The 19509-nt window shown below is 45.5% G+C and carries 18 protein-coding genes; 7 read left to right on the top strand and 11 right to left on the bottom strand.

Features of this window, described 5'->3' with window-relative positions:
• Positions 1-157: 157 nt before the first annotated feature.
• From AB4623_RS14840 to AB4623_RS14810, 7 genes are all read right to left on the bottom strand, one after another.
• A complete protein-coding gene (locus AB4623_RS14840) occupies positions 158-1159 on the bottom strand; it encodes a substrate-binding domain-containing protein (protein ID WP_048613455.1) in 1002 nt (333 codons plus the stop codon).
• 152 nt (positions 1160-1311) lie between these two features.
• Positions 1312-2256, bottom strand: coding sequence for a ribokinase (gene rbsK / locus AB4623_RS14835; RefSeq protein WP_372100618.1), 945 nt, complete (start codon positions 2254-2256; stop codon positions 1312-1314).
• A 191-nt stretch (positions 2257-2447) separates the two neighbouring features.
• Positions 2448-3326 carry a ribose ABC transporter substrate-binding protein RbsB gene (gene rbsB, locus AB4623_RS14830; RefSeq protein WP_017060856.1) on the bottom strand — a complete coding sequence of 293 codons (879 nt, stop codon included), beginning with the start codon at positions 3324-3326 and terminating at the stop codon, positions 2448-2450.
• A 127-nt stretch (positions 3327-3453) separates the two neighbouring features.
• Positions 3454-4440 (bottom strand): ribose ABC transporter permease, encoded by a 987-nt coding sequence (gene rbsC / locus AB4623_RS14825; protein ID WP_229648140.1) that lies wholly within the window; start codon positions 4438-4440, stop codon positions 3454-3456.
• Positions 4437-5942: a ribose ABC transporter ATP-binding protein RbsA gene (rbsA, locus tag AB4623_RS14820; protein WP_372146744.1), complete on the bottom strand. Its 1506-nt coding sequence runs from the start codon at positions 5940-5942 to the stop codon at positions 4437-4439. Before rbsA ends, rbsC begins: the two co-directional genes overlap by 4 nt.
• Before the next feature lie 100 nt (positions 5943-6042).
• The gene (gene rbsD / locus AB4623_RS14815; protein ID WP_017060853.1) at positions 6043-6462 is read right to left on the bottom strand and encodes a D-ribose pyranase; all 420 of its coding nucleotides are present in this window, start codon (positions 6460-6462) and stop codon (positions 6043-6045) included.
• 200 nt (positions 6463-6662) lie between these two features.
• Positions 6663-6977, bottom strand: coding sequence for a winged helix-turn-helix domain-containing protein (locus tag AB4623_RS14810; protein WP_017060852.1), 315 nt, complete (start codon positions 6975-6977; stop codon positions 6663-6665).
• A gap of 85 nt (positions 6978-7062) precedes the next feature.
• Between AB4623_RS14810 and AB4623_RS14805 the strand changes: the two genes are divergently transcribed.
• Positions 7063-7575 carry an outer membrane beta-barrel protein gene (locus AB4623_RS14805; RefSeq protein ID WP_017071351.1) on the top strand — a complete coding sequence of 171 codons (513 nt, stop codon included), beginning with the start codon at positions 7063-7065 and terminating at the stop codon, positions 7573-7575.
• Between the two features lie 115 nt (positions 7576-7690).
• Here the strand turns inward: AB4623_RS14805 and AB4623_RS14800 are convergent, their stop codons facing one another.
• The gene (locus AB4623_RS14800; RefSeq protein WP_102320980.1) at positions 7691-8734 is read right to left on the bottom strand and encodes an endonuclease/exonuclease/phosphatase family protein; all 1044 of its coding nucleotides are present in this window, start codon (positions 8732-8734) and stop codon (positions 7691-7693) included.
• Positions 8735-9071: 337 nt separating this feature from the next.
• Here AB4623_RS14800 and AB4623_RS14795 point away from each other — a divergent pair, with 337 nt between their 5' ends.
• The 5 genes from AB4623_RS14795 (at position 9072) to AB4623_RS14775 (ending at position 15408) form a co-directional block, all read left to right on the top strand.
• Entirely contained in the window at positions 9072-10967 is a 1896-nt protein-coding gene (locus AB4623_RS14795; RefSeq protein ID WP_372146742.1) for an extracellular solute-binding protein, read from the top strand.
• 12 nt (positions 10968-10979) lie between these two features.
• Positions 10980-12068: a microcin C ABC transporter permease YejB gene (locus tag AB4623_RS14790; protein ID WP_004730359.1), complete on the top strand. Its 1089-nt coding sequence runs from the start codon at positions 10980-10982 to the stop codon at positions 12066-12068.
• Between the two features lie 31 nt (positions 12069-12099).
• Positions 12100-13122, top strand: coding sequence for an ABC transporter permease (locus tag AB4623_RS14785; protein ID WP_017060847.1), 1023 nt, complete (start codon positions 12100-12102; stop codon positions 13120-13122).
• Positions 13123-13131: 9 nt separating this feature from the next.
• On the top strand, positions 13132-14754 hold the full coding sequence (yejF, locus tag AB4623_RS14780; RefSeq protein WP_102320979.1) for a microcin C ABC transporter ATP-binding protein YejF: 1623 nt from the start codon (positions 13132-13134) through the stop codon (positions 14752-14754).
• A gap of 117 nt (positions 14755-14871) precedes the next feature.
• Positions 14872-15408: an RNA-binding S4 domain-containing protein gene (locus AB4623_RS14775; RefSeq protein WP_017064730.1), complete on the top strand. Its 537-nt coding sequence runs from the start codon at positions 14872-14874 to the stop codon at positions 15406-15408.
• Between the two features lie 136 nt (positions 15409-15544).
• On the opposite strand, the gene AB4623_RS14770 is transcribed toward AB4623_RS14775, so the two are convergent.
• On the bottom strand, positions 15545-16426 hold the full coding sequence (locus AB4623_RS14770; protein ID WP_372146740.1) for a LysR family transcriptional regulator: 882 nt from the start codon (positions 16424-16426) through the stop codon (positions 15545-15547).
• 105 nt (positions 16427-16531) lie between these two features.
• On the opposite strand from AB4623_RS14770, the gene AB4623_RS14765 reads away from it, so the two are divergent.
• Positions 16532-17494 (top strand): nitrilase family protein, encoded by a 963-nt coding sequence (locus tag AB4623_RS14765; RefSeq protein ID WP_372146738.1) that lies wholly within the window; start codon positions 16532-16534, stop codon positions 17492-17494.
• Positions 17495-17652: 158 nt separating this feature from the next.
• On the opposite strand, the gene AB4623_RS14760 is transcribed toward AB4623_RS14765, so the two are convergent.
• Entirely contained in the window at positions 17653-18096 is a 444-nt protein-coding gene (locus AB4623_RS14760; protein ID WP_017060844.1) for a F0F1 ATP synthase subunit epsilon, read from the bottom strand.
• A gap of 14 nt (positions 18097-18110) precedes the next feature.
• Entirely contained in the window at positions 18111-19496 is a 1386-nt protein-coding gene (atpD, locus tag AB4623_RS14755) for a F0F1 ATP synthase subunit beta (protein WP_017060843.1), read from the bottom strand.
• Positions 19497-19509 lie beyond the last annotated feature (13 nt).

The raw sequence follows: 19509 nt of genomic DNA, 5'->3' as shown, positions 1-19509 counted from the left end.
CGTGAATAGTTGCTGAGTGCGCAAATGCATATTTTAGCATGTAAGTTTCGCATATTGACGGCATTTTAGGGGCGATTAAGCGGCGTTATTATGTTTCAAAGACAAAAAAGCTAGCTCAATAAGCTAGCTTTCAACGGTGTGATGAGTGTGGCGAGTACTAAAGCGCTTTTACGCTGCTTCGTTCAACAAGAGTAGGTTCAAGTTCAACGACTTGCGGATAAGCATCTGGAGTTTGTAATCTGCTCAAAAGCGTATCCACTGCGGCTTTACCTAAACGATGTTTTGGCTGGTGGACAGTGCTTAACGCGGGTGTCATGTACTTCGACAGGTGGATGTCATCGTAGCCAATGATAGACAGATCATTCGGAATCGATGTGCCATCTTGCGCCGCAGCGTGAATCACGCCCATCGCCATCATATCGTTACTGACGAACAAGGCAGACGGCATTTCGCCACGAGTTTTCAATGTCTGATAAGAGTCAAAACCACCGTCACATTCAAAGTTGGATTCAACAATCCACTTAGGGTTGATCTCTAAATTGGCTTCTTCCATTGCTTGCTTGAAGCCTTGATAACGAGACGAAGCTTGATTACGGTGCAGTGGGCCAGTGATACAACCAATTTGAGAATGACCGTTATCTATCAAGTGCTTAGTTGCCATGTAGCCACCTTGGTGCGAGTTGTCTTGGATCTTATCGCTCGCAAACAACATAGGGCCCCAATCCATGACTACAACAGGCAGTTCTGGGTAGCGCTCGAATACATCGATATGTTCGCCTTCAAGGGTAGAACACATTAGCATCAGGCCATCGACTCGCTTTTGCAGCAAGGTATCGATAGAGGATTTCATGCGTTCGCTATCGCCTTCGGTGTTACACAAGATAAGGTTGTAGCCTTTTTCGTAGCAACGACGTTCCACACCTTTTACCACTTCGCCAAAGAATGGGTTGGTGGATGTGGTCACTAGCATTCCCAAGGTTTTGGTTTGCTTCATTTTCAAGCTGCGAGCCAATGCAGAAGGCGCATAGTTGAGTTCTTTAGCCGCACTGTTAACACGCTCAGCAATCTCTTCACTGACAAAGCGTGATTTGTTGATCACGTGGCTCACGGTAGAAGTCGAAACCTTTGCGAGCCGTGCGATGTCTTTCATTGTTGCCATAAAAAATCCTTGTGGGAATAACCTTCCACGTTGGGCGATATTCTGCCTGAAAACAGGGGCTTATTCTTGTTATTTGTTGTTACCGAATTTGAAGGCTAACATCCGTTAACCACGGTTTAGCTCAGAAGTTAGGCCTTCAAATAGGTATCAAACTAAGCAGACAGTTGCTCTGCCAAAAACGCATCGGTTTCAGCACGGCTTGGAATCGACGTTTGAGCACCAAAGCGTGTCACAGAGATAGCAGCTGCAGCATGAGCAAATTTAATCGCACGCTCAAGTGGCATATCTTCAAGCAAGCCTGTCACCAACGCGCCGTTAAAGGTGTCACCTGCGGCAGTTGTATCTGTTGCTTCAACACGGAAACCTGCGATTAGTTCACCTTCGCTGGCTTCATTGCCTTGACCGCGATGACTCACCCACACGCCTTTCGCGCCTAGCGTGATCATTACCGTTTCTATGCCTTTAGCATGCAGAGCCAACGCAGCCTGATGAGCAGACGCGTTGTCCGTCACGGTAATGCCTGTCAGCACTTCTGCTTCAGTTTCGTTCGGTGTAATCACGTCAACACAAGCAAGCAGTGAATCCGATAATGGACGAGCAGGAGCTGGGTTTAGAATGACTTGCGTGCCACTCTCTTTTGCTACTTTCGCAGCGTATTCAATGCCTTCAATTGGCGTTTCAAGCTGAGTCAGCAAGTATTCAGCGCCGCGAATCTTCTCTAGATGCGGCTCGATTTGATCGCAAGTCAGCTTGTCGTTCGCTTCCGCAGAAAGACAAATGCTGTTTTCGCCGGTTGCTGATACTTGGATCATCGCAATGCCAGTCGGCGTGTTGTCCGCAACGATCACACTGTCGATGTTGATACCATCTTTAGCAAAATCTTGACGAATGTTGACGCCAAATGGGTCGTCACCAACACAGGCGATGAAGCCAATGTCTGCGTTTAATCTTGCTGCCGCTACGGCTTGGTTTGCGCCTTTGCCGCCAGGAATGACCTGATAGTTACCGCCAATCAAGGTTTCACCCGGACGAGGGAACGAAGGAACTTGCAGTACGTGGTCAGCGTTAACGCTGCCTAAAACAATCAGTTGAGTCATGATACGAGCCTTATGATATATCGTATTTGAAAATGCATGGGTCTTTCTCATGGTGTTAAGTGCGCTCTCTTTTGTGAGCGGAATGAGAAACAGCGATGCACTGTCGGGGTTTGCTTTTGTTTGAGTCAGCGAGCCAATCAAAGCAGGGAGATAGGGAACTCCCTGCTTTATATCGCGTTACCTAGTAACGATTACTTAGCGATGATTTTTAGAGGTACTGGTACGTACTCGTCTACTGTTTCGCCTTTCAGTACTTTGTCTGCCATTTCGATACCTAGAGAACCGATTAGGTCAGGTTGTTGTGCAACTGTAGCGCCTAGTAGGCCGCGGTTAACAGCAGCGATGCCGTCGTCTGTGCCATCAAAGCCAACGATCATCACTTCTTTACCTGACGCTTGAACTGCGCGAAGTGCACCTAGTGCCATTTCATCGTTTTGAGCAAATACTGCTTGTACATCTGGGTTAGCTGCAAGCAAGTTTTCCATTACGTTCAGACCTTTAGTACGGTCGAAATCAGCAGGTTGGCTTGCAAGAAGCTCAAGGTCGCTGCCGTTTACTGCATTCATGAAGCCTTCACCACGTTCACGAGCTGCAGAAGTACCAGCAATACCTTCAAGTTGGATTACTTTCGCTTTTTCGCCCACTTTTTCCATGATGAAGTGACCTGCCATTTCACCACCGATTACGTTATCAGAAGCGATGTGGCTTACTACGTCACCACGGCTTGCACCACGGTCTAGTGTTAGTACTGGGATGTTTGAACGGTTAGCCATGCGAATTGCGTTAGACACGGCGTCTGAATCTGTTGGGTTGATCAGGATTGCCTTAACACCACGAATGGTTAGATCTTCAATGTTCGAAAGCTCTTTGCTTGGATCGTTTTGAGAATCAAGAACGATAAGCTTGTAGCCTAGCTCTTCAGCTTTCGCTTCTGCGCCATCTTTCATGGTTACAAAGAATGGGTTGTTCAATGTAGACAGAACGATTGCCATTGTATCTTGCGCCTGTGCAGACACAGATACTGTTGTAGAAAGAAGAGCAGCAGAAATAAGAGTCGCTAATTTTTTCATGGTGTAAGTCCTTTGTGTAGGGGGAGCTAAGAGGTGAGTCCTAGCTCGTTGTTACATTATTTATAGATTCTAATATTTTAAGGTAAAACAGGGTGTTACTTGTATTAACCTAGAGTGTGAATAGGTTTTATTTGTTTTTGTTGTCGACCAATACTGCCAGAAGAATAACCACTGCTTTTGCAATCATCTGGTAGTAAGAAGATACGTCTAGTAGGTTTAGGGCGTTGTTTAGGAAGCCGATAATCAGAGCACCAATCAATGTGCCCATGATACGGCCACGACCGCCAGCTAAGCTTGTCCCGCCAAGAACTACGGCTGCGATAGCGTCTAGCTCATAACCCATACCTGCGGTTGGTTGAGCAGATGACAAACGCGATGCCACGATGATGCCTGCCACTGCAGCTAGCAGACCACAGATTGCGTAAACACCGATTTTTACTTTGTCTACGTCGATGCCTGATAGGCGAGTTGCTGATTCGTTGCCACCCAGTGCGTAAACGTAGCGACCAAAGCGTGTGTGGTTAAGTAGGTACCATACTGCTGCGAATACCACGACCATGATCCATACTGGAACCGGTACACCCATTGCGTAGCCAGTACCGAACCAAGCGAATGCGTCTGCTGTGTCTGTGAAGCCTGTTGAAATAGGACGACCATCTGTGTAAACCATGGTTACGCCGCGAAGTAGTGTCATGGTGACAAGCGTTGCGATGAAGGCTTGAACCTTACCCTTAGCGATAATCACACCACTAATCGCACCTAATGCTGCACCTGCTACAAGAGCGGTTGGTACTGCGATCATCACAGGGATTTCCATGCCAATCATGCTGGCTGCGAACGCACCACAAAGCGCCAGTACAGAACCAACACTCAAGTCGATACCCGCGGTTAAGATAACCAGCGTCATACCTACAGCGATAATTGCGTTAACCGAGGTTTGGCGCAGAATGTTTAGGATGTTGTCGACAGTAAAGAAGTTCGGGTTTAAGAAAGAAACGACAACAATCAGGAAGATCAAAGCAATCAATGACTTTTGATCAATCAGCCACTCTTTGCTGATTAACGGTTTTTTCTTTGGAGCTTCAGTTGTTTTGCTCATGGTTTTAGTACTCATGCTGCGTCCTCGTTGATCTTTTTACCGACCGCACACGCCAGTAATAATTCTTGGTTTGCTTCTTTAGCATCAAATTCACCGCTTACACGGCCTTCATGCATCACCATGATGCGGTCACTCATTCCTAACACTTCTGGCATTTCAGATGAGACTAAAATGATGCTCATGCCGTCGGCTTTAAATTTATTAATGAGTTGGTAAATCTCTTTCTTAGCACCGACATCGACACCGCGCGTTGGCTCGTCGAGAATCAGTACTTTTGGTTTGGTCATCAAGCCCTTAGCGATAGCCACTTTCTGTTGGTTACCACCAGAAAGGTTGCCAATAATCTGTTCGCGAGTCGGGGTTTTGATGTTGAATAGCTTGATGAAGTCATCTACTGCAATCACTTCGTCTTTATGTTGGATTTGACCGCTCTTTGTCAGTAGGTCAAGCGAACATAACGACATGTTTTCTTTAACAGAAAGCCCTAGAACTAAGCCATCGCCCTTACGGTCTTCAGAGATGTAAGCAATGCCATTGGCCAAGCCGTCTTTCGGGCTTACAGGGTTGATGGTTTTGTTTTCTAGGTTGATGACGCCGCGTTCACTTGGAAGGGCACCGTAAATCACTTTCATCAGTTCGGTACGACCTGCGCCCATTAGGCCAGATACACCCAGGATTTCACCGCGTTTTAGCGTAAAGCTAACATCGTGAACACCAGAACCCGTCAGGCCAATCACTTCAAGACAAGTTTCACCGTGGCTCTGGCCGATACGTGGATATTGTTCCTCTAGCTTACGACCAACCATCATTTCGATTAGGCCATCTTCGTCGGTGTCTTTTACTTCACACTGACCAATGAACTTACCGTCACGAAGCACTGTGATGTCATCACAAATCTCGAAGATCTCTTTCAAACGGTGAGAGATGTAAACAATGCCACAGCCTTCATCGCGCAGTTCGTTAATCACCTTAAACAGAGATTCAGTTTCGGTATCGGTTAGCGCATCGGTTGGTTCATCCATGATGATGACTTTAGATTCAAACGATAGGGCTTTCGCAATCTCTACCATTTGCTGCTCACCAAGGCTCAACTGACCTAGAGGCGTTTTCGAGCTGTGTTTCACGTTAAGGCGTTTAAGTAGCTTGTCTGCTTCTTGGTACATCTCGTTCCACAAGATACGACCCATGGTGCCCGTGATTTCACGACCTAAGAAGATGTTCTCGGCGATGGTCAATTCAGGGATTAGATTCAGCTCTTGGTGAATGATGCTAATGCCTGCTTGTTGAGAATCACGTGGCTCTTTAAATGCAGCAGGTTTTCCTTGGTAGGCAATAGTGCCGCCGTCCAAGTGGTAGATGCCTGTCAGCACTTTCATAAGCGTTGATTTACCCGCACCGTTTTCACCCATTAACGCCATTACGCGTCCTGGATAAACGTTGAGGCTTGCCTTATCCAGTGCTTTCACACCAGGGAAGGCTTTCTCAATTGAGCTAAGTTCTAAAATGGCTTGAGTCATGTCGGTTCCTTTACTCGGGGCCAGTTGTATTTGATTATTCTGTCTATGTATTGTTTTTGGTTCAGTGATGACACTGAGCTGTCGTTGCGTTTTGCTTGAGCTAAAAGGTTACGCCAGCTTGGAAAATAACATTTGCGTATGGTGTGCATTCACCGGTGCGAATCACTGCACGGCTTTCATGCGTTCGCTGTTTGAATTCTTCATGAGTGATGTAAGTAATAGAAAGCGATTTGCCACAACGTGCTTCTTCTGTCTTGATTAAATCAATCAGCGCTGCGTGGTGCTCTGGGCTTACTTTCGCAAACTCTTCTGCAATCACAACGCCTTCGATTTGAGATTCATCCAGCATGGTTTTTACCGTTTGCTGAAAGCTTGGGACACCGTGAGTCAAAGCAAGATCAATACGAGTTACGTGGTCTGGAATCGGCAGGCCCGCGTCACAAATCGTGATTTCATCTGTGTGGCCAAGAGTCGCCACTAGGTAAGAGAGTTCAGAGTTTATTAAAGTACTTTTTTTCATATCACGACCTATCGAAAAATAACGCTTGATGGGTTGAGAACAACTCAAGAAAAGCCATCGAAACGTTTCGATAGTGATAATAGTGTCTGATTTATCATTTGCACGTTTGATTGTTTTAGAGTGTGATAATGATCATCGAAACGTTTCGATGGGGCGTTTTTTGGTGATCTTAGTCACCGCCATTGATTGCATAAATCCTTTTACGTGGGTTCAATCGATAGCGCATATCCGAACTTACTAATGGTAATGATCTGGACGTTGGATGCTCTTAATCGCGCGAACACATTGCGTAGGTTATAGACTACGTTTGCAAGAACATGTGGTGACGAGAGTTGTCCGTCCCAACACACATCAACAATATGCTCTCTTGAAATCGGTCTTCCCACATTTTCCAATAACAAGCAGAGCACTGCTAACAGGCGAGGGCGCAAAGTGATTTTGTTTCCTTGCTGGTTGGTAATCGTTCGAGCGTCGATATCAATGATTAAGCCGTTGAAGTCTATTGTGTGGTTCATCGTGTTTTCTGTTCGTCTTATTCTAAATTGTGGAGATTGAGCAAATTGGCCTGCTGTTGGAGCGGGTAATTATTTAAGTGTGCTAATGGTCGAAGTGGGCGGGTTAACTGACACGATCAGTGAGCCTATTACTTTTAAAGCCGAAGACAATACTTACCGATTAATTGCTGGTTACAAATTTAACCGCATTGTTTCGGTTGAAGCTCAATACACAGATTTTGGTGATATCGCCCTGAAAACGAAATCTGGTAATAAGGTTTTCACTTGGACACCTCAAATCTTTTCGGTAACGGCGAACCTCGGTTACACGTTTGATAATGGCATTCGTCCATTTGGCACTATCGGTCTGTCGACTATTGATCTAGACATGAAGCTTGCTGATGGCTCTCGCCCGTCAGGAGATGGTTTTGATGATTCGGGAGATGGCATCCGTATGGGTGTTGGTGTTGAATACACGCCACCTACAATGTCTTCGTTGAGCTTTCGCTTAGCATACGAAGCCGATGCTTTTGATATCGAAGATTACGAAAACGGACACAAGACAGAAGATACTGTTGTTCTGGACTCTTTCTACTTAGGCGCAATGTACACATTCTAAGTTTCACACTTTGCTAAACGGTAAATCGGTTTCTAAATGGGGCGTCGGTTAGCTCAACCCGTTTGGCTAAAGTGGAAGGCCGCAGTTTTTGACTGCGGCTTTTTTATGTTTAACTCTAGGCTTCACGAATATGAGCGGTAACAGACACGATGGCATGGTCCGTACTGAATTGGTCGTGTTCAAAGCTTGGATTGGTGAGGTGATGGTCTAACACTGTGTAGCTAGAGATCTCCATCAAACTAGACGAGTTCTGACAATCAAACTCGTTCGACATCAAAATGTAGTCCAGTACAGACCCAGATGCGCCGTAGTAATGGGTTGGCTTACGCTGTTCAAGCAAATCTTCTTCATGTAGCTGATGGTAAAGATCCCAGCTGTCTTTTAATCGAAAGTGGGATAGCCAATGCTTGCTGTTTTCGTCTCGGTTGATTGAGTAACTCAACAGCCCTTTAAACTCATCATTAAATAGAGGCTTATTAAAATCACCCATCAACACAACAGGTTGATCGGTTTGGTAGCGTTGGTTGGTGATGTATTGATGCAGCATCTGAGCTTCTAGGCCGCGTTGGGCACTGGATAGCCAAGAGCCAAGCCGTTCTTGGTGAAAACGAGTGAGCGTGTCACTTTGTGGTTTTGCACCTTGCTGAGCGTTGTTCGTATCGACAGATTCTGCTTTTGGTTCTGTCGGACGTTGTGATTTGAAGTGCACCACATAACAGTCGGTTGAACCTAAATGGGGTAACGTAATCGTCGCGTGAACAGGTGTTCTGTTGAATGAGAATTTGTCGCCAAGGTTGAATGCTGTCAGTAACGTCGAATCTGGCGTAACAGGCTGAACGTTTTCAATCGGGTAACGGGAAGCAATACCAACGACAGGTGAGGTGTATAGGTAATCATCTTCAACGTGTGCGCTATCGACCACTGCAAAGTATGGATAACCTAGGTCGTTCATCAATTGCTCTAAAGACTGCGGGCTAAATATCTCTTGGAAGCCAATCACATCGCAATCTAATGAACGAATCGCTTCAGCCATCCAATGTTGCTTCTTCTGCCATTCTTCGAAGCTGTAGATGTTCTCAAAATCATAATAAGCATTCGGTGGCTCGAGATAGTTCAGAAGGTTGAACGTTGCGAATGTTATTTGGTTTGGTTTGTTCAAAGTGTCATTCCATTTAGACCTAGGCAGCAAGGATACTCCAGTAAAAGTATAGTTTGTTGATTATTTAGAACCTAAACTTCAATTTAGAAGCGAATCAAAGGAAATCTAAGCTGTGGAGGCTTGTGTCATTCAGGCTAAGCAATCAAAGCTCACTGCATCCAATAACTTCGAGTGGTGACGAGTAATTTGTAAATAAACCGTCAGAGATAGAGTGCTGATGGTTTTATTAGTTATTACATGATGTTAGATTTGAACCTATACTTGATTTAACGGCATGCATTCAAAGCCGATAAATCAACTTGAATATAGAATTCATGACATTTGAAGGGAGAGTCAAATGGGAACAGTTTTTCTACGCAAAGCCTCGCAACGCACTCAGTTTTTCAGGTTTAATTTGAAGTCATGTGCAATCATGTTGCCGCTTATTGCTTTACAACCCTCCGTTACTTACGCTTCTGAAACCCAATCAACTCCTGCTGTCACCGTTATTGAAACCACACAACTGGTTGGTTTTGGTGAAGCAAAATATCCAGCCGATTTCACTCACTTCGATTACGTTAATCCTGATGCGCCAAAGCAGGGCAAAGTGACCTATGGCAGCATAGGTACGTACGATAGCTTTAATCGATTCGGTTCCCGCGGCGTTGCTGCAAGTTATACCGGAGAGATTTACGATACCTTGATGTTTTCTCCGAGTGACGAGATTGATGCGTACTATCCATTGATCGCTTCAAAGGTTCGCTACTCCAGTGATTTCACTTGGATGGAAATCGACATCAACCCAAATGCTAAATTCCAAGATGGCGAGCCTATCACTGCGCATGATGTTGCCTTTACTTTTGACAAGTTCTCAACCGAGGGCGTGCCTCAGTATCGTGTGTATTACAAAGAGATTAAGTCAGTAAAAGCGGTCTCTGATTTGGTTGTTCGTATTGAAATGAACAGTCCAAACCGCGAAAAACTGTTTAGCTTCGCGCAAAGCACTCGTGTATTGCCGAAACATTTCTGGAAAGACAGAAAGCTGTCTGAGCCTCTAAGTGAGCCACCAGTCGGTAGTGGTCCTTATAAGATCATCAGCTACAAATCAGGCCAAAGTGTTACCTATGGTCTAGATGAAAACTACTGGGCAGCAGACCTACCAGTTAACGTTGGTCGCAATAACTTCAAGCAGGTGCAATACGATTACTACCGTGACGACACGGTAATGTTGGAAGCGTTCAAAGCAGGGGAGTTCGATCTTCGAACCGAGAATTCGGCTAAGTTCTGGGCTAACTCTTATACGGGCGCGAACTTCGATAAAGGCTACATCATTAAAGAAGAGATCAACCACGAGAAGCCTGAAACGACTCAAGGTTTCGTCTTCAACATTCAATCACCTGTGTTCTCGGATCCTAAAGTGCGTGAAGCGTTAACCTATGCGATGGACTTTGAGTGGATGAACAAGAACATGTTCTATGGTCAGTACAAACGTACTCGCAGCTACTTCCAAAACACAGACTATGAAGCGAAAGGCTTACCAAGCGAAGCGGAAGTCGAGTTGTTGTCTCAATACAAAGATCAGATTCCACCGCGAGTTTTCACCGAAGAATTCCAACCACCCGTCACCGATGGTAGCGGTCGTATTCGTAGCCAAATGCGTACCGCTTTCAAATTGTTGAAAGAAGCGGGTTGGGTGCTGAAAGACAAAGTCATGACCAACGAAAAGACTGGCAAGCCGATGTCATTTGAGTTGTTGATTTACAGCCCAACCACGGAACGTATCGCAACGCCGGTTCAAAAGAACCTTAAGCGCATGGGTATTGAGATGAAGATCCGTACCATCGATACCACTCAATACATCAAGCGCTTGCGTGATCGTGATTTCGACATGGTTTCGTCGTCATTTTCCGCAAACCCTTATCCTAGCCCGAACTTAATGATCGTTTGGAACTCTAACTACATTGATTCTACTTACAATACTGCAGGTGTTATCGATCCAGTGGTTGACGCGTTAACAGAAGAAATTGCGCGTAACCAACAGCACCCTGAAAAGCTTCTTACACTAGGTCGTTCACTAGACCGAGTATTGCAGTGGAATTTCTACAACATCCCGCAATGGCACGTTGGCGAGTATCGCGTAGCAATGTGGGACAAGTTTGAGCGTCCAGATGTATTGCCTAAATACGATTTAGGTATCGATACATGGTGGATTTCAGAAGAGAAGGCGGCTTTGCTTCCTGAAAAACGTCGCTAGGAGTTAGTTAGCATGGCCGCGTATATATTTCGACGTTTATTGTTGGTGATCCCCACGCTGTGGGCGATCATCACCATCAACTTTTTCATCATCCAGATAGCGCCTGGAGGCCCGGTAGAGCAAGCTGTTGCTCAATTAGAAGGGCATAACTCTGGCATTATGGAGCGTTTTTCTGGTGGTGGACAAGAAGTTGATTTAAGTGAAAGTGATCAAGCGTCTGCCAGTGGCTATAAAGGCTCACGCGGGCTTGATCCTGAAGTGGTTGAAGAGATCAAAAAGCAGTTTGGTTTTGATAAGCCGATTCACGTTCGCTACTTCGACATGTTGAAAAACTACGCGACCTTTAATTTCGGTGAAAGCCTGTTTAAGGGTGGTAACGTGATTGATTTAATCATCGAGCGTTTACCTGTCTCCATTTCCTTAGGGTTGTGGAGTACGTTAATCATCTATGTGATTTCGATACCCTTAGGCATTATGAAGGCGATACATCACGGCTCTCGCTTTGATATTTGGTCGAGCGCGGTGGTGATTGTCGGCTACGCGGTGCCGGGCTTCTTGTTTGCGATTATTCTGATTATCTTGTTTGCAAGCGGTAACTACTTCAGTTGGTTCCCATTGCGAGGGCTTGTGTCGAGTAACTTCGACCAGCTCAACTGGTATCAGCAAATTGGCGACTACTTCTGGCACTTGGCGTTGCCCATTTTCGCCATGGTTATCGGTGGATTCGCCACGCTCAGCATGCTGACCAAAAACTCCTTCCTTGATGAAATCAATAAGCAATATGTGGTGACGGCGCGAGCGAAAGGCTTGGACGAGAGCAGTATTCTCTACAAGCACGTTTTCCGTAACGCCATGTTGATTATTATTGCGGGTTTCCCAAGTGCATTTATTAGTATTTTCTTCACGGGTTCTATGTTGATTGAAGTGATGTTCTCACTCGAAGGCATTGGCCTGCTCGGTTTTGAATCGACCATTCAACGAGATTACCCAGTGGTGTTCAGTTCTCTCTATATCATGACCTTGCTTGGCTTGGTGCTGAGCATTATCTCCGACCTGACGTATACCTGGGTTGATCCTCGAATTGATTTTGAAGCGCGTTAATGGCGAACGAATAACAAGGTATTGATAATAAATGTTTAACAACCCTTTAGCTGAAGCTCGTTGGTTACGTTTTAAAGCAAACAAGCGTGGTTTTATCTCCCTTTGGATATTTACCATCTTGTTTGGCTTGAGCCTGTTCGCTGAGATCATTGCCAATGATAAACCACTCTTGGTTTCTTATGATAATCAGTGGTTTGTGCCTGTTATCAATGAATATGCCGAGACGGAGTTTGGTGGTGAGTTTGAAACCGAGGCCGACTACAAAGACCCGTATGTTATCGAGCTCATTGAAGACAACGGTTACATCGTGTGGCCAATCATTCCGTTTAGCTACGACACAATAAACTTCGATATTTCAGGTGCGGTGCCATCGGAGCCCGATTCGGTGAACTGGTTAGGGACTGATGATAAGGGGCGAGATGTATTAGCTCGTATCATTTATGGCTTCCGTATTTCCGTTCTATTTGGTTTTATTCTGACCATTGTATCGAGCGTGATTGGTGTCGTGGTTGGCGCAACACAAGGCTACTACGGTGGCTGGGTTGATCTATTCGGACAACGCTTCATTGAAGTCTGGTCTGGTATGCCGACCCTGTTCTTGCTGATTATTTTGTCGAGTTTTATTGAGCCGAATTTCTGGTGGTTGCTCGGGATTATGGTGCTGTTTAGTTGGATGAGTTTAGTCGGCATCGTGCGAGCGGAATTTTTACGCTGCCGAAACTTCGATTATGTGCGAGCCGCGCAAGCCATGGGTGTTGATGACAAACGTATTATGCTTCGTCACATGTTACCTAACGCGATGGTTGCATCGTTAACCATGATGCCGTTTATTCTTTCAGGCTCGGTGACCACACTGACTTCGTTAGACTTCTTGGGCTTTGGTCTTCCTGCGGGTTCGCCTTCGTTAGGCGAGTTGTTGGCGCAAGGTAAAGCTAACTTACAAGCGCCTTGGCTTGGCATTTCTGCCTTCGTCGTGCTTTCACTGATGCTTACGTTACTGGTCTTCGTTGGTGAAGCGGTGCGTGATGCTTTCGACCCGCATCAACAGAAGTAAGGATAGGTTATGACTTCAAATACAACGCCTGCTTCTCCGGTTTTGACCATAGATAAACTGTCTGTCGGTTTCGGGCGAAAAAACTCGATAGAGCAAGTGACACAAGATGTCTCTTTAGAAATATACAAAGGTGAGACATTAGCGCTGGTGGGTGAGAGTGGTTCCGGAAAATCGGTCACGGCTAACTCGATTTTAAAGCTGTTACCAAAAGGCTCGTCTCATTACTTAAACGGTAAGATCAATTTCTCTGGCACCGATATTCTGAGTTGTTCTGAAAGACAGCTACGTGGGATTCGTGGTGGTCGTATTGGAATGATCTTCCAAGAGCCTATGGTTTCCCTAAATCCGCTTCATCGAATTGGAAAACAGCTTGTTGAAACCTTAGCAATTCATCGTGGTATGCGAACCAACAAAGCACAAGCCTTGGCGATAGAGTGGCTTTCAAAGGTTGGCATTCGCTATCCTGAGCAAAAGATTTCAGCCTATCCGCACGAGCTATCTGGTGGAGAACGCCAGCGCGTGATGATCGCGATGGCACTGATTAATGAACCAGAGTTGCTTATCGCTGATGAACCGACAACCGCATTGGATGTATCGGTACAAGCGCAGATCCTCGACCTTCTAAAAGACCTGCAACAAGAGCTCGGTATGGCAATGCTTTTCATTACTCATGACTTGAGTATCGTTCGTAAGATTGCCGACAGAGTAGCAGTAATGAAAGATGGTCGCTTGGTCGAAAGTAACGACTGTCATACCCTGTTTAACGCGCCTGCTCACCCTTACACTCAAAAACTTATTAACTCTGATCCGAAAGGTTTGCCCGTTCCTGTGTCACCCGAAAGCAAACCGCTACTCGATGTAAATCAACTTCGTGTTTGGTTCCCGATCACGGGCGGTTTATTCAAGCGCACCATTTCTCATGTTAAAGCTGTGACCGACATGGAGTTCACTTTGAAGAAAGGGCACTCAATCGGTTTGGTTGGCGAAAGTGGTTCTGGTAAATCGACGACCGGTATGGCGATACTTAAGCTGGTAGATAGTGAAGGGTCAATCACCTACTCGAGTGAACAGCTTCAAGGTTTAGATCGAAAACAGATGCTTCCGTTTAGAAGCCGTATGCAAGTAGTCTTTCAAGACCCGTTTTCTGCGCTAAACCCGAGAATGTCGGTCGCTCAGGTGATTGGCGAAGGTTTGTTAGTGCATCAACAATTGGATGAGCACGAACTCGACCAACGCATCTGTGACGTAATGAAAGAGGTCGACCTCGACCCTGAAACTCGTCATCGTTACCCTAACGAGTTTTCTGGCGGGCAGAGGCAACGTATCGCGATTGCACGTGCTTTGATTTTAAAGCCAGAGTTTATCTTGCTCGATGAACCAACATCGTCACTCGACAGAACTGTACAAGCGCAAGTGTTGGATTTGCTGAAGTCACTTCAAGAAAAGTATGGCCTCACGTATCTATTCATAAGCCATGACCTAAATGTCGTGAAATCCTTGTGTCATTACACCATCGTCATGAAAGCTGGCGAGGTAATAGAGAAGGGCGACACTGAGACTTTGTTTGGTAATCCGCAGCATGAATATACTAAGCAGTTGGTGAGTCTTTCGAATGTTGGTGGTGTTTTATAACGCAGAGGGTTTGTTTAAAACAAATGGGCTCTGGTTGAATTCAACATGGTCATTTCGTTGTTTTAAGATTACACTGCGCCCAATATTTCAGAAGTACATATTTAGGTAGAGGTCACCATGGACCAAGAACATTACGAAGACGCTGATTACGAAGGCCAAGAGCTGGGCGAAGAAGGCGAAGAGATTGAAATTGAAGCAATTGGTATTGATGTTTCATCACAGCCAATCGAACTCTACAAAGTGTTTAAAATTGCTAACTTAGTGAGTGGTGGCGGTGAAGCTAAACACATCATCTCTGAAGGCTACGTAGCGGTAAATGGTGAGCTGGAAACGCGTAAGCGTCGTAAAATGTACGATGGCGACTTCTTTGAATTCAACCAAGAATACTATGTAGTGGTGTGTGATCAGCCAGTACAAGAAGAATCAGAAAAGCCGAAAAAGAAAGAAACGCCTAAAAAAGAGAACAAGGCGAAGAAAGGTCAGTCTAAAAAGGATTCTAAGAAGAAGGAATCTAAGAAAAGCAAAGCAGAAATGCTAAGCGCAAAGGCTGAACCAAAGAAAGAGAAAAAAGAGAAGAAACCGAAAAAGAAAGCGGATACGCCAAAGCCAACACGTGATGACAAAAGCGGCCGTAATTCGATTGAGTTCTTCTAAGTTATAGCTCTAACCTACTGATCTAAAGCTATTCTTTCAAAACGCAAGCAACCTTAGACTTAGGTTTACGTTAAGAAAATATCAAAAGGCTCACTATTTAGTGAGCCTTTTTTGTTGGTGAAATTTAGCTTCTGGTCTAATTTCCTTTTTGATGAGCCACAAACTCTACAAACCTATCCCTGAGTGGGTTGTCACTCTCTCCATTCCAGATTAACCCGACAGGCCAAGTCGCGTGTTCACCTTCTAACGCAATGAATTCCACATCGGTGTTACTAATGTACTGCGCACTGCTGGGTACGATGGTGAAACCGATATTGGCCGAAACCAAGGCAAGCAGGGTGAGGATATCATCGGCTTCTTGTGTCTTAGATAAGTCGATTTTATTGGCAAGACAATATTGTTGAATCTGTCTGTCTAATCCGGGGCCACGGTGCTGAGCCAATTTTAGATAAGGCCATTTCGATAACTCAAAGAGAACCTGATCGTTACCTGGCGCTTGCTTGAGAATATGTTTGTGAACCGCAATCACAAGCGAATCATTGAAAAGCGTTAGGCTCTTTAAATCCGAGGAGTCGGGTATTCGATTGAAGCTGATATCGAGTTCATGGCTCAATAGCTCGTCGGTCTGCTGCTTAGAAGGTGTGTCATTTAAGGTGATGTGAACGTCTGGGTACTGTTGTTTATAGGCGGCAATCAGTTTAGGTGCTTCGTGATAATTAGATACGCCAAAACCAATGTTCAAATGCCCCTGAGTTCCATTCACTACGGAGCCTGAAAGCTGCTCAAACGCTTGCATTGAATGAACCAAACGTTGGGCTTCGGGTAGTAAGGTTTTACCTGCGTGTGTCAGTTCTGCGCCGTTCCTGCCGCGAGAAAACAGACTCGCTCCTATATTGGATTCCAGTCGTTGAATCTTTTTGGTCAGTGCCGACTGAGTAATGTAGAGCTGCTCTGATGCCAAACGGTAATTGCCCGATTTAGCGAGCTGACAAAATGCCTTCAGTAGATCAAATTCCATTCCAAATGCTCATTGAATTGAGAATATGTTTCATTATATGGAATTGAATTGATTTTTTATACTAGGTTCATACCAATCAGATAAAGCAAAGCTTGAGGACCAATCATGAAGAAAGACATCAAAGTAGCGTCGATTCAATTTAACCACCACGCAGGTGATAAGGCGTATAACTTATCGGTTATAGAGCAATATGTTCAAAAGGCTGCGGACAGTGGCGTGGAGATCGTCAGTTTCCCAGAGATGTGCATTACCGGTTATTGGCATGTGTCTGCTTTGTCTCGCGATGAAATTGAAGTGCTAGCGGAACCTGTACCGAACGGTGAATCCACTCAAAAATTAGTTTCACTGGCAACGCAATTTGGCATGAGCGTTGGCGCAGGCTTGATAGAGCAGGGTACTGATGGCGAATTATACAACACTTATGTGTTCGCGATGCCCAATGGTGAAGTACAAAAACATCGCAAATTGCACACTTTCGTAAGCCCATATATGAGTAGCGGCGATCAATACACGGTGTTCGATACGCCGCATGGCTGCAAAGTCGGTATCTTGATTTGTTGGGATAACAACTTGGTTGAGAACGTTCGAATCACCGCATTGAAAGGCGCCGATATTTTGATTGCGCCACACCAAACGGGCGGTTGTCATTCACGAAGCCCGAATGCGATGAAGCGAATTGACCCTGAATTATGGTTTAACCGAGATGAAAACCCAGAGGCGATTCGTGCTGAAATGCAGGGCAAGAATGGCCGCGAGTGGTTAATGCGTTGGTTGCCTGCAAGAGCGCACGACAACGGTATGTTTGTGGTGTTTAGTAATGGTGTCGGCGTTGATATGGATGAAGTAAGAACAGGCAATGCGATGATCCTCAGCCCTTATGGTGAAATCATTGCTGAGACCGATAGTGTTGATAACGACATGGTGATTGCAGAGCTAAAAGCAGAAGAGTTAGACATGTGTACTGGTAGACGCTGGATTCGTGGCCGTAAGCCAGAGTTATATCATTCACTCACACAACCTCTTGGTCATGAACTTGATCCACACCAAGCGCGCTTTGCAGAGAAGTAATGTTGTAAGCTCAGGTGAAAAAGGATGTATTAGTAGCGGTTAAAAGGGTGGGGAAGTTGAAAGAGAAGTGAGGGTTTCTGATGTAGTCTACCCACTTAAATCATGTTTAAGTGGGTAGACTATTTACACATCAAGTATCGAGCATCTAAGTTCTATTCTCAGTGTCTTGTGTGAGAAGAAGTTAGCTCTGATGCACGTAACTGAGCAACGGCTTTCGCTAGTTCTAGCTGAGCTTGTGCAAAGTTAATGTCTATGTTGCCCTTGTTGATATTCTCTAGAGCGGCATATTTCGCTTCTTCTGCGCGAGCGCGGTCAATGTCTTTACCATGCAAGGCCGTGTCGGCTAATAACGTAACCACATCCGGCTGAACTTCCAGCATCCCACCAGAGACATACAGCACTTGGCCTTCTGATTTAGGGTCTGTAACAAACACGGTTACGCCCGGTTTGATCTTACTGAGAAGCGGAGAGTGACCGGGGCGAATCCCCAGTTCACCGTCAGCGCCAGAAACGGCTAGGGCATACGCTGGACCTGAAAACAGCGTACCTTCCGCACTTACAATATTAAGTTGAAATGTATTATCTGTAATTCCGATAGCCATGGTGCACCTACCTCTTAGAGTGATTTTGCTTTGTTAAGCACTTCGTCGATAGAGCCACAGTACAAGAATGCTTGTTCTGGGATATCGTCATATTCACCGCTTAACAGACCTTTAAAGCCTCTTAGTGTTTCGCTTAGCGGTACAAAGACACCTTTCTGACCAGTAAACACTTCGGCTACGTGGTAAGGCTGCGTTAAGAAACGTTCAATCTTACGAGCGCGAGATACGGTCTGTTTGTCTTCAGTAGACAGCTCATCCATACCAAGAATCGCGATGATGTCTTTTAGCTCTTTGTAGCGTTGCAGCGTTGTTTGTACTTTTTGTGCAATGTCGTAGTGCTCTTGGCCTACGATCAGCGGATCTAACTGACGTGACGTTGAATCTAACGGGTCAATCGCAGGGTATAGACCCAGTGCCGCGATGTTACGAGACAGTACAACGGTCGCATCTAAGTGAGCAAAGGTTGTTGCTGGCGATGGGTCAGTCAAGTCATCCGCAGGTACGTATACTGCTTGGATAGAGGTGATAGAGCCTTGTTTTGTTGACGTGATACGCTCTTGAAGTACGCCCATCTCTTCAGCCAGTGTTGGTTGGTAACCTACTGCTGAAGGCATACGACCTAGCAGAGCTGATACTTCTGTTCCCGCAAGCGTGTAACGGTAAATGTTATCAATGAACAACAGTACGTCACGACCTTCATCACGGAAGCGCTCAGCCATAGTTAGGCCTGTAAGTGCTACACGTAGACGGTTTCCCGGTGGCTCGTTCATTTGACCGTAAACCATGGCTACTTTGTCTAGTACACCTGCTTCTTTCATCTCGTAGTAGAAGTCGTTACCTTCACGAGTACGCTCACCTACACCGGTAAACACAGAAAGACCTGAGTGGGCTTTGGCGATGTTGTTGATAAGCTCCATCATGTTGACGGTTTTACCTACACCAGCACCACCGAACAGACCAATTTTACCACCCTTAGCGAATGGACAGATAAGGTCGATAACCTTAACGCCTGTTTCTAGAAGCTCAGTGCTGTTTGCTTGTTCTTCATAAGAAGGGGCTTCACGGTGAATCTCGTAGTTTTCTTTCTGACCGATTTCACCACACTCATCGATAGGTTGACCAAGCACGTTCATGATACGGCCTAGCGTTTCTTCGCCGACAGGAACCGTGATTGGAGAGCCTGTGTTTTCAACCGTTAGGCCACGACGTAAGCCATCTGACGTACCCATTGCAATACAACGAACGATATTGCTACCCAGTTGTTGTTGTACTTCCAATACTAACGAGCTTGCTTCGTCGCTAGTCACTTTCAATGCATCATAAACGCGTGGGCTGTTGCCGCCGCTGAACTCGACGTCAACCACCGCGCCGATTACTTTAACTATTTTTCCAACACTCATTCTTAAATCCTCA

The organism is Vibrio sp. 10N.222.52.C12, assembly GCF_041474215.1.
Taxonomy (GTDB): domain Bacteria; phylum Pseudomonadota; class Gammaproteobacteria; order Enterobacterales; family Vibrionaceae; genus Vibrio; species Vibrio crassostreae_C.
This window is presented reverse-complemented; position numbering and strand designations above follow the sequence as displayed.

What these genes read in the sequence shown, in the direction of transcription:
- AB4623_RS14840 (WP_048613455.1), bottom strand. Translation starts at nt 1,159, where the DNA reads ATGGCAACAATGAAAGACATCGCACGGCTCGCAAAGGTTTCGACTTCT.
- rbsK (WP_372100618.1), bottom strand. Translation starts at nt 2,256, where the DNA reads ATGACTCAACTGATTGTTTTAGGCAGCGTTAACGCTGACCACGTACTG.
- rbsB (WP_017060856.1), bottom strand. Translation starts at nt 3,326, where the DNA reads ATGAAAAAATTAGCGACTCTTATTTCTGCTGCTCTTCTTTCTACAACA.
- rbsC (WP_229648140.1), bottom strand. Translation starts at nt 4,440, where the DNA reads ATGAGTACTAAAACCATGAGCAAAACAACTGAAGCTCCAAAGAAAAAA.
- rbsA (WP_372146744.1), bottom strand. Translation starts at nt 5,942, where the DNA reads ATGACTCAAGCCATTTTAGAACTTAGCTCAATTGAGAAAGCCTTCCCT.
- rbsD (WP_017060853.1), bottom strand. Translation starts at nt 6,462, where the DNA reads ATGAAAAAAAGTACTTTAATAAACTCTGAACTCTCTTACCTAGTGGCG.
- AB4623_RS14810 (WP_017060852.1), bottom strand. Translation starts at nt 6,977, where the DNA reads ATGAACCACACAATAGACTTCAACGGCTTAATCATTGATATCGACGCT.
- AB4623_RS14805 (WP_017071351.1), top strand. Translation starts at nt 7,063, where the DNA reads ATGGTCGAAGTGGGCGGGTTAACTGACACGATCAGTGAGCCTATTACT.
- AB4623_RS14795 (WP_372146742.1), top strand. Translation starts at nt 9,072, where the DNA reads ATGGGAACAGTTTTTCTACGCAAAGCCTCGCAACGCACTCAGTTTTTC.
- AB4623_RS14790 (WP_004730359.1), top strand. Translation starts at nt 10,980, where the DNA reads ATGGCCGCGTATATATTTCGACGTTTATTGTTGGTGATCCCCACGCTG.
- AB4623_RS14785 (WP_017060847.1), top strand. Translation starts at nt 12,100, where the DNA reads ATGTTTAACAACCCTTTAGCTGAAGCTCGTTGGTTACGTTTTAAAGCA.
- yejF (WP_102320979.1), top strand. Translation starts at nt 13,132, where the DNA reads ATGACTTCAAATACAACGCCTGCTTCTCCGGTTTTGACCATAGATAAA.
- AB4623_RS14775 (WP_017064730.1), top strand. Translation starts at nt 14,872, where the DNA reads ATGGACCAAGAACATTACGAAGACGCTGATTACGAAGGCCAAGAGCTG.
- AB4623_RS14770 (WP_372146740.1), bottom strand. Translation starts at nt 16,426, where the DNA reads ATGGAATTTGATCTACTGAAGGCATTTTGTCAGCTCGCTAAATCGGGC.
- AB4623_RS14765 (WP_372146738.1), top strand. Translation starts at nt 16,532, where the DNA reads ATGAAGAAAGACATCAAAGTAGCGTCGATTCAATTTAACCACCACGCA.
- AB4623_RS14760 (WP_017060844.1), bottom strand. Translation starts at nt 18,096, where the DNA reads ATGGCTATCGGAATTACAGATAATACATTTCAACTTAATATTGTAAGT.
- atpD (WP_017060843.1), bottom strand. Translation starts at nt 19,496, where the DNA reads ATGAGTGTTGGAAAAATAGTTAAAGTAATCGGCGCGGTGGTTGACGTC.